Annotated in this window: 14 protein-coding genes; 12 read left to right on the forward strand and 2 right to left on the reverse strand. The window is 56.2% G+C overall.

Annotated features, from left to right (window positions below):
- Positions 1 to 487 precede the first annotated feature (487 nt).
- From ABEA92_RS24890 to ABEA92_RS24930, 9 genes are all read left to right on the forward strand, one after another.
- Positions 488 to 3,493, forward strand: a complete 3,006-nt coding sequence (locus ABEA92_RS24890; RefSeq protein WP_345687372.1) for a translocation/assembly module TamB domain-containing protein — start codon at positions 488 to 490, stop codon at positions 3,491 to 3,493.
- Between the two features lie 276 nt (positions 3,494 to 3,769).
- Positions 3,770 to 4,867 (forward strand): polysaccharide biosynthesis/export family protein, encoded by a 1,098-nt coding sequence (locus ABEA92_RS24895; RefSeq protein WP_345687374.1) that lies wholly within the window; start codon positions 3,770 to 3,772, stop codon positions 4,865 to 4,867.
- Between the two features lie 213 nt (positions 4,868 to 5,080).
- Positions 5,081 to 5,356 (forward strand): DNA-directed RNA polymerase subunit alpha C-terminal domain-containing protein, encoded by a 276-nt coding sequence (locus tag ABEA92_RS24900; RefSeq protein WP_040770093.1) that lies wholly within the window; start codon positions 5,081 to 5,083, stop codon positions 5,354 to 5,356.
- A gap of 6 nt (positions 5,357 to 5,362) precedes the next feature.
- Positions 5,363 to 6,424, forward strand: a complete 1,062-nt coding sequence (locus ABEA92_RS24905) for a hypothetical protein (RefSeq protein WP_345687377.1) — start codon at positions 5,363 to 5,365, stop codon at positions 6,422 to 6,424.
- A gap of 8 nt (positions 6,425 to 6,432) precedes the next feature.
- Positions 6,433 to 6,948, forward strand: a complete 516-nt coding sequence (locus ABEA92_RS24910; RefSeq protein ID WP_345687379.1) for a hypothetical protein — start codon at positions 6,433 to 6,435, stop codon at positions 6,946 to 6,948.
- A 15-nt stretch (positions 6,949 to 6,963) separates the two neighbouring features.
- Entirely contained in the window at positions 6,964 to 7,794 is an 831-nt protein-coding gene (locus ABEA92_RS24915; RefSeq protein ID WP_345687381.1) for a hypothetical protein, read from the forward strand.
- Positions 7,745 to 8,473 carry a hypothetical protein gene (locus tag ABEA92_RS24920; RefSeq protein ID WP_345687383.1) on the forward strand — a complete coding sequence of 243 codons (729 nt, stop codon included), beginning with the start codon at positions 7,745 to 7,747 and terminating at the stop codon, positions 8,471 to 8,473. The genes ABEA92_RS24915 and ABEA92_RS24920 overlap by 50 nt, the downstream gene beginning before the upstream one ends.
- Positions 8,474 to 8,666: 193 nt before the next feature.
- A complete protein-coding gene (locus tag ABEA92_RS24925; protein WP_345687385.1) occupies positions 8,667 to 9,032 on the forward strand; it encodes an STAS domain-containing protein in 366 nt (121 codons plus the stop codon).
- Positions 9,029 to 9,757 (forward strand): sensor histidine kinase, encoded by a 729-nt coding sequence (locus ABEA92_RS24930; RefSeq protein WP_345687387.1) that lies wholly within the window; start codon positions 9,029 to 9,031, stop codon positions 9,755 to 9,757. Before ABEA92_RS24925 ends, ABEA92_RS24930 begins: the two co-directional genes overlap by 4 nt.
- Before the next feature lie 119 nt (positions 9,758 to 9,876).
- On the opposite strand, the gene ABEA92_RS24935 is transcribed toward ABEA92_RS24930, so the two are convergent.
- Positions 9,877 to 10,119, reverse strand: coding sequence for a hypothetical protein (locus tag ABEA92_RS24935; protein WP_345687389.1), 243 nt, complete (start codon positions 10,117 to 10,119; stop codon positions 9,877 to 9,879).
- 271 nt (positions 10,120 to 10,390) lie between these two features.
- Complete coding sequence (locus ABEA92_RS24940; protein WP_345687391.1) at positions 10,391 to 10,771, reverse strand: hypothetical protein; 381 nt, start codon at positions 10,769 to 10,771, stop codon at positions 10,391 to 10,393.
- Positions 10,772 to 11,022: 251 nt separating this feature from the next.
- Here ABEA92_RS24940 and hpt point away from each other — a divergent pair, with 251 nt between their 5' ends.
- Genes hpt through ABEA92_RS24955 form a run of 3 tightly spaced genes read left to right on the forward strand, consistent with a single transcriptional unit; the run spans position 11,023 to position 13,981 of the window.
- Complete coding sequence (gene hpt, locus ABEA92_RS24945) at positions 11,023 to 11,568, forward strand: hypoxanthine phosphoribosyltransferase (protein WP_345687393.1); 546 nt, start codon at positions 11,023 to 11,025, stop codon at positions 11,566 to 11,568.
- On the forward strand, positions 11,565 to 12,875 hold the full coding sequence (locus tag ABEA92_RS24950) for a glycosyltransferase (RefSeq protein WP_345687395.1): 1,311 nt from the start codon (positions 11,565 to 11,567) through the stop codon (positions 12,873 to 12,875). Before hpt ends, ABEA92_RS24950 begins: the two co-directional genes overlap by 4 nt.
- On the forward strand, positions 12,872 to 13,981 hold the full coding sequence (locus ABEA92_RS24955; RefSeq protein WP_345687397.1) for a glycosyltransferase family 4 protein: 1,110 nt from the start codon (positions 12,872 to 12,874) through the stop codon (positions 13,979 to 13,981). Before ABEA92_RS24950 ends, ABEA92_RS24955 begins: the two co-directional genes overlap by 4 nt.
- Positions 13,982 to 13,992 lie beyond the last annotated feature (11 nt).

Raw genomic sequence — 13,992 nt, forward strand, 5'->3', positions numbered from 1 at the left:
CAATGGGATATCGTTGAATTTTGGATAGCATTCCGGAGGGAATTTGCTTGTGAATTGAGGCATCGACTAGGCTGATTCAGTGCAGCTTACCGACACAGTCGTACGCGTGCGCCATCCGATTCACCCCTATGTATAGCTTGGTGGGATTTTTCTCCCAAGCCCGAAGCTCGAAATATACTGATTCCGATGCCGGAAACTGTGGCTTCGAGTCCCTTCAATCGCTTTGTTGTTGCTGCCCGTCATACCCCGTTTTTTTACGCATTTCCTCGGTTTTTGACGAAGTTTGACGATCAGACGCCCGATTTTGATCGGTTTCCACCATTTGGGTGGTTTGTCAGCGAGGGAAACAAAGTTGGTCTTGTTTTTGCATCGACTCGGTCTCCGATCCCAGGGTTTCGCACAGGAACGTTGGCTTTTTCGGGTCCGTTTTCCGATCTAGATCAATGGGAACGCAATCGATCACTCAACCCCCTATCCCTAATTGCCCATGATGATGCGACCAGCCGAACACTCGCTCGCTCGATGGATTCGCTGGATCTCGTTCGCCGGGATGCTGGGGATCATGCTTGCATGGGGGGGCGGGACCGAGGTTTCCGCTCAAGCCCCACCGGCTGCGAGACCGAAGCCCGCAGCTGCGGCAAAGGACAATACCCGCTACTGGACCACCTCGTGGGATTTCGACTCGGTTGACGTTAAACGACTGTCCGAACGTTTGAAGCGGTTGGGAATTGGGATTCCAATCGAAATGGAGGGGGCGGTCTCAGTCAATTTGAACGTCTCGGTCCCGCTGACCGCCCTGACCGACGCCAAGAAATATCGACTCGAAGGCCTCGTCCGCTCGCCGCGGTTGAAACTCGAGCAATTGGTGCTCGAGGATTTTCAAACGCATGTTCAGATCGCCGATGGCGTGATGACGGTAGATCAAATCAACGGACGTTTGATTGACGCCGCAGGTCCGCGAGGGGCCCGGCAGGTGAACCGCGCCGGTGCCGGCCGGGTCACTGGGGCGGCGACGCTGCAGTTATCGCCGCTTGGTCAAATCGATGCCGCGATCACGACGGAATCGGTGGCCATCCAACCACTACACCAGCTGATTTTGGCCATCCAAGCTCGCGATGACCAACAACCGCTGCATGGCGTGGTGTCGGGTGAGATTCAGTTCCAAGCCCCGCTGAAATCGATTCGCGAAATCCAAAGTTGGAATGCAACGACTCAATTGCGAATTGACTCTCTGGCTCGCGGCGACGCGTTGCCGTTAGATATTCCATCGGCATCGATCTCGATCGCGGATGGGGTACTGATGGCCAACGATTTGCAAATCCGCTCGAGCGCGTCGGCGGATCTGTCCGCTTCGCTTCAGGGACGGATCGAACTGAACCAGCAACAGCGATTCTCGTTTGCGGTTCGCGCGAATGATCTTCCCTTGGATACGTTGGCACAGCTTGCCGGAGCGAACGCGAATCGATTCGCCGCAGGCCAAGTTGATCTGGACGCGACCGCGACTGGCGAATTGGCACAGTCGAAATGGACGATGGCGGGACGGGTAGCATCGCCCCGTTTAAGTATCGCCGGGGTGCAGCTTGGTTTGATCGAACATGCGTTCGAGTTTGATCAGCAACACTTCAAACTCGCGCCCATCGGTGCAAGCGGCAATCCACCACGCGACGATCTGATCGTGCAAAACGTGCAGGCCAATTACACGTTGCAGGATCGCCGCTGGGTGCTTTCCCAAATCGATGCCCAATTGTTCGGGGGCGAGATTTCCGGAGAGGCTTCCGTGGCACTGGATAAACAGGACAGCAGCACGTTGAACTTGAGCTGGCAAGGGCTTTCGCCCAATGTCAACGCTCAGCTGTTTTCGCTCGCCGATGTGGTGATTTCCGCGAGTTCCTCGGGCAAGATCGATTGGACGCTTCCCGCCGGCGATTGGAGCCGATTGGCCGACCAAAGCGGAAATGTTCAAGTTCAACTCGATTCGATCAAAGTAGGCGATGCTGATATCGGACAGATGGATCTTGTGATTTCAAAATCCGACGATGCCTTGAAACTCACCGCCGACGGGAATTTGTTCGGTGGCGATGTCAAAGTGGAAACGCAATCCGACGTGACCGCCGACATGACATGGCAAGATCTGTGGCAACGCCCCTCGCAAATTCGTTTGTCGGTCAATCGGATTCGCATCGATCGGTTGGTGATGGTGATGCCGCAGCAGTCCTGGTTGGTCCCACGCTTTCGCCAACTTCGTGGTCTGGTATCGGCTGACATCGAGTTGGACGGTGCATTGGGTGCGTCGCAGCAGGATGCTCCGCTGCGATCGACCGCAGGAATTCAACTCGACCATCTGTCACTTGGCACGGTCTTAATCACCCATCGTCTGGAGATCGCACTGCGAACGCGTGGCAGCAGCGTCGATGTCGATAAAGTGTCAGGGATTTACGCCGGAGGCCGAATCACAGCGCGCGGCCAGTGGGACGTGTTACAGAACGATGGACACATCGATGTCCAGGTCGCGTCGGTCGATGCATCCCCTTCGATCCGATTGTTATCAGAACAGGTGGCTGATTTTGTCGAAGGAAAATTATCGGGCCAATTTCATGTGACCGGTGGAGGGTCGATTCGGGCGCGAGGTGCGGTCCAGGCACACGATGCCGTGGTCGCTGGCATTCCCGTCGGCGATGCCAACAGCGGAATGATCGCCTCCTATTCCCTTGGCAGCGGTCAATGGGATGCCTCCTTTTCCTCGATTCATGGCGAAGTCGCTCGCGGACGATTGCGTGGGTTTGCGAAACTCAAATCGTCCTATCGCCCCAATCGTTTCGATTTGGCCAGCCAATGGTCGTTCGAACGTGTAAATTTTGCCAAGTTTATCGCGGACGCTGGAGGCGGAAGTTTTTCCTACGCCAACGGCCAAGTCCGTGGAAAGTTAACGCTGGGCGGCGAGGCGATTGCCAGCAGCGATGATCTTCGAGGATCCTTTTCCACCGAATTGGATGGCTCGCAAGCCTCGGCGATCCCAGGGCTGAGCGAGGCCCAGCGGTTTCTCGGCGCCGTTCCGTTGGCCGGGATCCGAATCGAGGACGGCCAGCTCAGCGGAACCATCACTCGCGGTCGTGCCCGGATCGATGAATTTGTCCTCAGTAGCCCGCAGCTCAAAGTATGGGCGGACGGCTACGTGCAGCTAGATAATCTGCGGATGGATGTCGAGGCGGTGATTTCGACTGGCAACTTCCAAGCCAGCCAAGTGATGGAGGTCTATCTGCAAATTGCCTCGTTTACCTCGCTTTCGCCAGTCGCTCTTTTTATTCGCATCAACCAACTGCTCAGCAATCGCACCATCTATGTGGACGTCGGGGGAACCCTGTACGATCCCAAACTGAGACTGCGGCCGCTCGCGACCCTGCGAGACGAAGTGGCTCGTTATATCGTCAGCGAGGTATTGGGGCTGAATTGTGCCGTGTTTGGCTCGGAAAACCCCTTCCAAGCCCAAAACTGACCCGTTCTGTACCTGATCGACCGTTTTGCCCGATCGACCCGCCATGCCTGTTCGACCCGGGCCTTGCTGCGTCGGACCTCTGTCATGTTCGGTCGACATGAATTTGGCTGCATGGTCGATTTTTGGCGAGATTGCCTTCGAAATCTGTGAAACCTTGGCGTTTGCGTAGAAATACCGGAGCATCTCAATTGCATCGGCGATGCCCCTCTTGTTAGGACGATAAAACCGACTGGATCAATTTAGTCGATTTTAATCTTGCCTTGGGGCCTACCCATCATGTTTCGCACACTCCTCGTCGCCGTTCTGCTTATGCCTTTGGTAGGGTGCAGCGCTCTGGGACTCTCGCTGTTTCCCACTGGACACTATTTGACCCGGCAAAGCGAAGAGCTTTTGCAGAAGTCGCCCAGTCCTGCCAATTTGCCGCGTGAGCTCAACCGGACGGTGGTCGAAGCGCACTATCTCGAACCCGGCGACGTGCTGTTAATCGAAACGGTAAAACTCGACAGCGATGTGCGATTGCCGGCGGACCAGCATGTGTTGACCGACGGCAGCATCGATCTCGGCGGTTACGGCCGCGTCGTCGTTGCCGGCTTGACGCTCGAAGATGCCGAAGCCCTCGTGGAACAGACGTTGGTGGAAGAAGGCGAAGAAGAAACCGAGATCAATATTCGCTTGCTAGAAGCGATGCATCGTTTCTATGTCCTCGGTGAAGTCAATTCACCAGGCAGCTATCCGTTGACCGGTTACGAAACGGTGCTCGATGGCATCTTGGCCGCCGGCGGTTTGACCAGTGATGCGGCACCTTGCAAGCTTTTGCTAGCGCGCCCAACCACGTCCCATTCGTGTCGAGTCACGCTGCCGATTTGCTATCGCGAAATCACTCAAATGGGCGATACGGCAACCAATTACCAGCTTATGCCGGGAGACCGCATCTATGTCGCTGGCCGCACGTTTTGTGAAGAGCTGATGTTTTGGCAGGCCACACAAACCTGTGACCGCTGCTGTAAATGCCAAACCCCTTGTCCTCATCCCGAAACGGTCAGCACGATCGCGCCGGTGACCCCCGGTTTGATCGGCGTCCCGATGGCGCGGCAACCCCACGCTAAAGAAGTCATGCTGTCGCCCGAATCGTGGCAACACGGGGCGCAAATCTCGGATCTCGAGCCCTCGACGTCGTATCGCCAGGACGTCGAGATGCTGCCCAACACGTCGCTAGTGCCGACCCCGGCAGCAAACGATGACGATTCCGACTCGCTTGAATCGAGCCGGATTTTTGTGCCGCGATCGTCGCAACCGCCTGCGACGTCCCAGTCCAATCCGGCCTTGGATGGCCAACTCGACTTTTCCGAACCGATGGCGTCCCCCAATCCTTAGCCGCTGAGGTCGGTCGCTAAACTCTCTTTGCTAGCATTTTAACTAGAAAATTGCTAACGAAATTTTTGCGAAGACGTTTGCTTTGCGTCGCCGGATTGCCTAATATCTCGGCCCAGAATCACGGTGCATCGTTTGTGTGTGGCAGACGGCAGCCCCGGCGATTAAATGCGGACGCATTTTGTTGGCAATTTGTTGAAAAGGGAGTTGAAGACAATGACACGTATTCCATTGAGCCGAGCGGAAGAGGAAGCACGCCTTCGCCGCGAACGATTGGACCTCAGCATTGCGGAGATGGGGCTTTCGGTTCGAACCACCAATTGTTTGGAAGAGACGGGGATTTTGACGGTCCGTGATCTTTTGAACGCGACCCCACGACGATTGTTGGGGATCAGCAACTTTGGTGAAAAGACACTCGAAGAGGTGTACGCCGCGCTCGAAGAGCTCGGTTTCTATCGTCCTGGTCGCGAAGTCACTGCGGTGGTTTCGTAGTCGCTGATGCCCCGATTCCCAAAGCCATGGAGCAAGAAGCGGGGCAAGCGTCATTTAGGGCATGCGCTCAGTGGACTAGCCGGCGAAGCAGTCTTTTACGTTTCGCTGTTTCTGCTGGGCGTGTTCGGGATCTCGGTCGTCATGATCGCCCGGTTTGCCCCCGAACAGGCACTCGAAGGGTCAACCGAGACCCTTTCAAGCTCGCTTAGCTTTTGGGTGTTCGGCATTCTCTCGCTGGCGGCGATCGCCAGTGGAGGTGGCGGGTTGCTGATCCGGCTCAGTAGTTTGGCGACCAGCCACGAACGACGCTCGGCGAAGGCCAGCCGCAGCGGTTCGATCGAAATCATCGGTCCATCGGCGGACGACGATTCCAAATTGCCCAGTGTGCCACAGGGTCGGCTGCTGACCGATAGTCCTGGTGAACGGTTGACCTATCGTTTAGCGATGTCCAACCCCGACGACGGCGGCGTGTTGGGACCCGCGCTTTTGGCGCTGCTATGGAATACCGTTTGGTTCGTTTTGTTAGCCGTTGTCGTTTCGGGGATTTATTACGACCGCCCCCGTCATATCTTGACATTTCTGCTGTTGCCGCTAGGCGGCATTGGCTTGTGGGCGTTTCGATCGTTCATCTCGCAAGTCCGGCGGATTGCGGGGGTTGGGGCGACGATTGTCGAAATCAGCCATCATCCGTTGGTCCCAGGCGACGACTATCGCGTCTATGTCTGCCAAATGGGACGTCTAAAACTTCGCCGATTAAAAATTTTGTTGTGTTGCGAGGAAGAGACGTTTTATCGCCAAGGAACGGACGTAAGGGTGGAAAAATACGAAGCGTTTAGCCAAGTAATCCTAAATCAGCGAGACGTTGCGGTTGACCCACAGGCCCCTTGGGAACAACAATTAGCCATCGAGCTTCCCGAGAACGTCATGCATTCGTTTGTTGGTTCTCACAACGCAATTCGCTGGAAGATCGTCGTTTCCGGAGAGTCACGCCCTTGGCCATCGTTCTGCCGAAGTTTCCCCGTCATCGTTCATCCACCCGGATTGCCGCCGAAACGCAACCCGCGGTAAATGTAGCGTTGTGCCGGGATGACGCGGTTTACGAGGTGGGAGACCAATTGACCGCGCGTTGGCGGATCAGCCGCGTCCCGCTGGATCAAGTGCAAGGCGTCGAAATTTCGGTGCTCTGGCACACCGAAGGCAAAGGCGACGAGGATCTGCACGTTCATCATTTTCACCGACTCGATGAACAACAATTGCGGCAAGCGGGACTCGCCGAGACTCAGTCATTGTCGTGTAAATTGCCCTACACACCGCTGAGCTATCACGGTCATCTGATCCGGGTGTGTTGGTGCCTGCGTTTGCGATTGTTTGTCGCCGGCGCCCGGGAAACGGTCAGTGAACAACCGTTCCATTTGGTGTCCAACCGATTGCGAGCCAACGCGCCGCTGGGATGCGAAATGACGAACCAGGACGGAGCAAAGCCATCGACGCTTTCCGCCGACGTCAAAAAGTCATTGGATCTGAAAAAGGGCTTCGTTCATCACAGTCGCTCGAGTCGGTTGGCAACCGCTTCTAGCGCGAAGCGATACTAAGCCGTAGGCACGGCGGTGGATTTTCAGCCCTCCAATCCGTTTTGCACCCGCATCGTTCGTCCCGGGGCAATCGAGTATCGATTCGATCCGCAGCGTGATGCCGGTCATCGCCCCGATCGACTTGATGGGCCGGATCAGTCAAATGAGCTCGATCAGTCAAATGAGCTCGATCAGTCAAATGAGCTCGATGAATTGGTGCGGCGAATCTGCGGCGACTCCGGGCATCTGGCCCCGTTCCATTTGATCGCAGGGCCTCATGGATCGGGCAAATCGACCTTGGTTCGTTCGCTGGTGCCACCGCTGGCGAAACACTTTCCCAAGCTGATCGAAGTTCATTTGCATCAACCTCCATCGCAATCGCTGGCACCGGATCGCGTCTCGCTTGGCCATTGGCTTGCCAACGCGATCGAGCGTCGCCTGCACCACTGGAAAATGGCTCGTTGGGTGGCCGCAAAACAACGCCAAGCTCGACCCGAGGGATTGTTGATCATTGATGGGCTCGAGCAATTATCGTGGTGGTCCGTGATGCACGTTCGGCGGCGAGCGAAGCGGTGGCGACAAACCGTGTTGGCGACGAGTCACCGTTTGCATCGCGGTTTCGCGATGCTGCGGAACACAACGCTCGATTCCGAAAAGATTGCCGCGCTGACGGAATGGTTGATCGTCTCGCTCGCCGAGTCCGAGCAGACGCTTGTGCGACAAGAACTGCAGCGGCGTTCGCTTGGTCCGCAAACCAATCTGCGAGATCTTTGGTTTGACCTTTACGACTTGATAGAAACATCTCGGAGACAACAGTATGCCCGTTCGCTTGACCGTCGTGATCGTTCAATCACCCCCAACCCCTGATCTGCAATCTTCGGTCAATTCGGGCGCGTCCAATGGCGATTCGCAGCGAGACGGCGGGCAAGCCAGCGGGATTGCCGGTTGCAGCGTGGATGAGGTGTTGGGCGAGCTGTTGGGGTTGCCCGAGATTGATTTGACCTTGGTCAATCGTCTCGAATCCGTCTCGATCGCGTCGACCGATCATCTCACCCTGCAATCGATCACGGGCGACGTGGTGGTGTTGGATTGGCAAACGGCGTCGCAGACATGTCAGTCGCTGCAGGCGATCGGTGTTGATGCTGTTCGCTGGCCACACCCGGATGATCCCGACGCGGTGGGCGATCCCACGCAGCGATCGCGGCGAGTTTATGCGTTTGATCTACGTCGGTTTGCCGAGGCCAAGAAGTTGCGTGAATCGATTTTGCGGCTGCATGCGAGCAAGCAGGTCAAAACGTTTTCGTTGTCACTCGGAGCCCCTTCGGCCGCACGGCCCCAATCACCGGTGTCGAGCCAACCGCAAACGGCGCCCTCACTACCACCGTCGACTCAGCCGATCCGTCCTAAACCGGAGGGCGACGCCAACAACGAGCCAAGCGACAACGCAAACTCGCAGACTCCGCCGCTCGATCGCTCGCTCCGCCGCTCGGTCACTTCCGAGCAGCTGGATTCTTTGGTCGACCAGCTGGACGATTTTGATCCCTAGTCCGTTGTCGGCTTGGTCGCCGAAGCGATTGACGCGAGCGACATTCGAAAAACGACGTGTTTAATCGTGTTTCCACGTCATTTGCTTGCTTTGGGTGAATTGCCAGCCGCGGTTTTGGGTGATAATCTATTAGCGGAAACCGTCATCCGGCGGGCACCCGCTTTCCTTCTTTCCCATCCTTCGAAAGCTCTGTATGTCGGCAATCACCACCCAAGTTGTTAATGATATTTTGTTGGTTGGGTTTACCGACAGCAAGATTCTTGACAGTCAACGCATCGAGCAGGTTGGACGCGAACTTCAAGAGGCCGTCCCACAAGCGGTTCACAAAAAGATGCTGCTTAATTTTCGCGGCGTCTCTTTCATGTCCTCCGCGATGATCACCAAATTGGTGATGCTCAACAAAAGTTGTAAAGCGCAAGGGGTGGGTTTGAAGTTTTGTGAAGTTTCGCCCAACGTGATGGAAGTCTTCAAGATCACCAAGCTAAACAAGCTGTTTGATATTCAGGAAGGCGAAGAGAAAGCGATGGCGAGCTTCGACAAGAAAGGTTGGTTCGGTTGAACGCAGCCGACATTCAGCCCACGGACGATCACTCCGACAAGGATCAAACGCTCGAAAATTCGCGTTTGATTGAAGCCGAGCGAGCGGCGATCGGTCACGAGATTCATGACGCTTTGTTGCCGTTGATCTTCGGGGCTTCGGCAGGGCTGCATCACTTGATCGATCGTCATGATCGCAAGCCGCAGAGTGAGTTGGACGCCGAGGCGATCGAGCGACGCGAGCAGCTTGAAAAAATAACAAAGTGGGTCGACCAGGCGTTGCAGACCGGTCGACAAATTCTTGGCGCGGCCTACCCCGCGGAACTACGGCACCAAACTTGGTCCGCCGCGGCTGCGGAAACGCTGACGCGGATTCTTGATGGTGCCGCCCAGCGTCGGACGGTGATCCAGTGGGATGTTTCCGACGCGGCCACGGAGTTGCCCGAAGACGTTGCCACGGCGGCCTATCGGATCACCATCGAAGCGATCCGCAATGCCGCTCGCCATGGCATGGCGACGAAGGTTCGCGTCGCCGCCAATGTCGATGACCATACATTGACCCTCACGATCGAGGACAACGGGGCCGGATTCGACCCTCAAGCGGTTTCATCGGACCGCTTTGGGATCCGGTCGATGAAAGGGCGTGCGGAATTAGTCGGTGGACAACTAACGCTGGCCGCCAAACCAAGTTGTCCTACCACCGTCACGTTTCGCTGCCGCGTGCAGGTGGGATCCGAGTCAAAATAGGGTGAATCGTCGTCGCGGAAAGTCGTTGAGACTTTTTCTTTTTTCACGAACGATCCGAAACTCGCGTGTGAGTTTCGTGACCCTTGAATTTCCGTTTGACCGGGCCTTTTGACCGGGCCTTACGCCGCGTCGCTTGAATTCATGTCTTTGAGCGATTTGCCCAGTCGTTTTTTGCTGGCAGCGGTCGTTTTGCCGCGAGTTCCCTTGGTCGTCCCGGTGTCGGTCGCCAAAAGAGCCGCTACGTTGGGATGCAGGTCGTCGCTGTCGGTTGGGGTTCCGATTTGCTCGATCGCGTCGCTGACGCCCAACAGCACCGATTGGCGTACGCCGTCTCGCAGCCATTCAAAGAAATTTACGTTCATTCCAACTCTCCGTCCTTAGTTTGTTTGCTGATCTTTTCCACGCGGTGTGTCCAAGCCTCACACGCGTTGCCGGTTCTAGAAAAGAAAGCAGCCGAGCGTCTAGACCGATTTGGCCGCCCGCCGCATGGCGAAGTGAACAACCCGCCAAACGGCCCGTAAATATTCAGCAGTCCAATTTCGGCAGTGAAAATCCTGCCGGTGGATTTGCGCCACTGGAACGCGGTGCCGCAACGCGACGAAGATCATCCTGGACGCGAACGTTACGCAGAGACTACGCGGCTCGCCGAACGGGCGTGTCGTTTTCGGCAACTCGTTCGGGCATGCGGAGGATCGATTCTTCCGCCGATTGGACTTCTTCGACTTGATCGATCTCGTCACCGGTCAAGACGCATTCCAAATTGCCGGAATTGGAATAGATTTTTAGCTCGTCCTCTTCGATAAACCAAACCGCTCGAAACGTTTCGGTGCGGAAACAGCGTCCACAGAAGAAACCATCACGAATCAACAGCGACTCGGACAACACCTTCGCGGGCCCCATTTTTTCGGGCCCCTGCGTTTCGGGCCCGTTTGCTTGATCCGCATCGTTACACTGGTCGTTGATCCATTGGCACAGACGGCTTCGGACAGTTTCCAGGCGTTGAGAGTTTGTCATTCGATGGTCAAATCACGGTCGAATCGAGGGGGATACGAACCGCTGCGTTGTTCGGTACAGCGGTGGTGATCCCTGGAAAAGCGAGAGCTCCGGCGAATGTGCCCCCGTCCCTGGTGGCCACCCGCCGGTCTTTTCTTTTTCGACTCATTGCAATTGTTTCGTTCGATCGATCTCGATTCGTAGGCAATCTGCCCCTAAACTTCCCAAGTTGCCATCGGTTATTGCTTTCTTTGCCTCCAGGAATTGGTGTGATGCGAGTCTTGTTAGACGAAACGGAATTGAACGAGGGCGTTCTGCGTCTGGCACGCGAGATTGACGATTTCTACGGCAACAAGCGACATTTGACGGTGATCGCCGTGATGACGGGCAGTTTGGTGCTGTTTGCGGATCTGATCCGCCGGCTGTCGATGCCACAACGGGTTGGGGTGGTGCAAGCATCAAGCTATCGTGGAGGGACAAAATCGGGCGATCTGCAGGTGGATTCGAAAATGATGATCGACGTTTCGGGCCGTGATGTCTTGCTTGTGGACGACATTTTTGACACCGGCAAAACGCTCGATCGGCTTCGCCAAATGATGCTCGATTCAGGGGCGACGACGGTGAAGACGGCCGTGTTGTTGCACAAAAATCGAGAACACTCTGTCGCCATGCGACCCGACTTTGTGGCCTTTGAGATTCCGGACGAATTTGTGGTCGGTTACGGATTAGACTATCTAGATATGTATCGCAATCTTCCCTATCTGGCTGTGCTTGAACCTGACGAGATTGAGGCAACGGCATCGGAATCGCAACCGTGAGTGTTCATCCCAACGCGAGATCGCTGAGAGTCTTGTTGGTGGGGCGGCATTTCTGGCCCCATGCCTCATTTGATGCTGCAGGGTTTTTGGCTCAATTGGCGACCGATCTGTATCGCAGTGGGGTGCATGTCGAAGTGGTGACGCCCCGCTATGCCGCGTCGTGGCCCGAGCATTTTCACTTTCGTGAGATCCCTGTGCACCGTCCCGCCGCGGCCCCTCGCAGCGATTGGTCGATGGGGCGTTACGTGCGTCATTTGACCACTTGGCTCAAAGAAAACAGCGGATCGTTTGACTTGATTTTGGCGGATGCGATACGCGAGGAATCACAGGCGGTCATCGACGCGGCGGCCGCCGCCGGTATCGCCTCGGTGTTGATTTCCGCAGGCTGGGGTGACGAAAGTGATGCGGCGTGGTGGCAAACCTCGCGAACCGCCCGCCGCTGCGCAGCGACGGCCAAAGAGGCGGATGCGATCGTGGTCAAGAACGCCGCGGCCGAGCGGATGATGATCGCCCAAGGCTTTCCTCAATCTCAGCTGCATCGAATCGAAATTGGATTCACCAGCAGCGTGAACAACCTCGAAGACAATCGTGCGGCGGCTCGCAATCGTTTGGCTGCCGTCAATTCGGATCTGACCACGTTGGCTGAATCCGAGGTCGTGCTGTGCACCGGCCGAATGCAGAAAAAGGGGGCGATGCAGTGGTTGGCTTCCACCGCGCGGCATTTGATTGCCAACCGACCGGATTTACGGTTTTGGTTCGTCGGCGACGGTCCCGAACGTCAAACGTTGTACGATTTTTTACGTGCCGACGGGGTGCGGAATTCAATCGCCATGCCTGGATCCTTTGTCGACGCAACGGATCTGATGATCGCGGCGGATGTGTTCGTTCACGGTGATCAACAAGGTCTCGATTTTGCGTTGCCATCGGCGGTTTCTGCGGCGATACCGATCGTCGCAGCGGAGTTTCCGGAACTGCGTTCGATATTGACCCCCACCGGACAACCGATCAAACGAACCACGGCGGCGACGGCATCAACGGGGCCAGTGGGCGATCCGCAAAACGAAGCCGTTGCGTGGTTCGCGGCTGGCAAATCCAAGTCGCTTCGCATCGCCATTCGCCGCACCCTTGATGACATTTCCCAGGCAAAACAGCGTGCATTGCAGCTCCGTCGGGATCTGATTCGATCGCGTCCGCAAACCAAAGTGATCGAAGCGTATATCGATTTAATGACGCGAGTCGTCCAGGAAAAATCCAGCGGCAAATCGCGGATTGCCAATGATTCCAATTCGATCGAGACTGCTTCATGAGCCGACGAATCGCATTGGTGATTCCAACGATGGATCGTGGTGGGGCTGAGAAACAACTTTGTTTGTTGGCCGAAAATCTGCCACGCGACACGTTTGATGTTCACGTCATCCTGTTGACGCGTGACGGCCCGCGTAGCGAGTCGCTGCGTGCTGCCGGGATCCCCGTCACGGTGATTGGCAAACGATTCAAAGCGGATCCGACGGCGCTATTTCGTTTGAGACGTGAATTGGTCCGTTTGAAACCCGACGTCGTTCATACATGGATCTTTGCGGCCAACAGCTTTGGTCGCGCCGCGGCTCGGTTGGCGCGAGTTCCCACGATCATGGCCAGCGAGCGATGTGTTGATTCTTGGAAAACCGAGTCGCACTTTTTTGTCGATCGCCGGCTTGCACGGCTGACCGACACCATCACCACCAATAGCACCGGAGTGGTCGATTTTTATGCCGCCCACGGGATCGACCGAGACAAATTTTGTGTCATCCCCAATGGAATCGAACCGCCATCGGGCAACCGGATCGAGCGTGACGAAGCGTTTGCTCGTTTACAGGTTCCGGCCGACCGAAAACTAATTTTGGCCGTGGGCCGATTGTGGCCTCAGAAACGCTACCGCGATCTGATTTGGGCTGCCGAATTGCTCGGAACCACGCGAGAGGACACGACGTTGGTGATCCTCGGTGACGGACCGCAACGCGGTGAACTGTTGCGTTTTCGTGACTCGGTGACGATTCCCGATCGTGTTCGATTCGCCGGAACGCGTCACGATGTAGCCGAATTGTTGCCTCATGCCGATGTGTTTTGGATTGGCAGCGAATATGAAGGGCAAAGCAATTCGCTGATCGAAGCGATGCAGGCTGCGGTTCCGGTGGTCGCATCGGACATTCCCGGGAACCGAGATTTAGTGATCCCTGGCGTCACCGGAATGTTGGTGCCGATGGGCGACACCGCCGATTTTGCACGTCAAACCATGACGCTGCTGGAATCGCCTGAACTCGCAAAAAAACTCGCAAAATCGGCCCAAAACCGGATCGCCACCGAGTTCACCGTCGACGCCATGGTGCAGCGTCATGCCGAATTGTATCTGCGGTGCCAGGGACGCACGTCGTAGCGTGTCATGCG

Origin of the sequence: Novipirellula caenicola, assembly GCF_039545035.1 — a bacterium.
GTDB classification, from domain to species: domain Bacteria; phylum Planctomycetota; class Planctomycetia; order Pirellulales; family Pirellulaceae; genus Novipirellula; species Novipirellula caenicola.

Excerpts from the sequence above, each read along its gene's own strand:
- ABEA92_RS24925 (WP_345687385.1), top strand. The coding sequence starts at position 8,667 with ATGTCGGCAATCACCACCCAAGTTGTTAATGATATTTTGTTGGTTGGG.
- ABEA92_RS24900 (WP_040770093.1), top strand. The coding sequence starts at position 5,081 with ATGACACGTATTCCATTGAGCCGAGCGGAAGAGGAAGCACGCCTTCGC.
- ABEA92_RS24955 (WP_345687397.1), top strand. The coding sequence starts at position 12,872 with ATGAGCCGACGAATCGCATTGGTGATTCCAACGATGGATCGTGGTGGG.
- ABEA92_RS24890 (WP_345687372.1), top strand. The coding sequence starts at position 488 with ATGATGATGCGACCAGCCGAACACTCGCTCGCTCGATGGATTCGCTGG.
- ABEA92_RS24905 (WP_345687377.1), top strand. The coding sequence starts at position 5,363 with ATGCCCCGATTCCCAAAGCCATGGAGCAAGAAGCGGGGCAAGCGTCAT.
- ABEA92_RS24940 (WP_345687391.1), bottom strand. The coding sequence starts at position 10,771 with ATGACAAACTCTCAACGCCTGGAAACTGTCCGAAGCCGTCTGTGCCAA.
- ABEA92_RS24895 (WP_345687374.1), top strand. The coding sequence starts at position 3,770 with ATGTTTCGCACACTCCTCGTCGCCGTTCTGCTTATGCCTTTGGTAGGG.
- ABEA92_RS24935 (WP_345687389.1), bottom strand. The coding sequence starts at position 10,119 with ATGAACGTAAATTTCTTTGAATGGCTGCGAGACGGCGTACGCCAATCG.
- ABEA92_RS24920 (WP_345687383.1), top strand. The coding sequence starts at position 7,745 with ATGCCCGTTCGCTTGACCGTCGTGATCGTTCAATCACCCCCAACCCCT.
- hpt (WP_345687393.1), top strand. The coding sequence starts at position 11,023 with ATGCGAGTCTTGTTAGACGAAACGGAATTGAACGAGGGCGTTCTGCGT.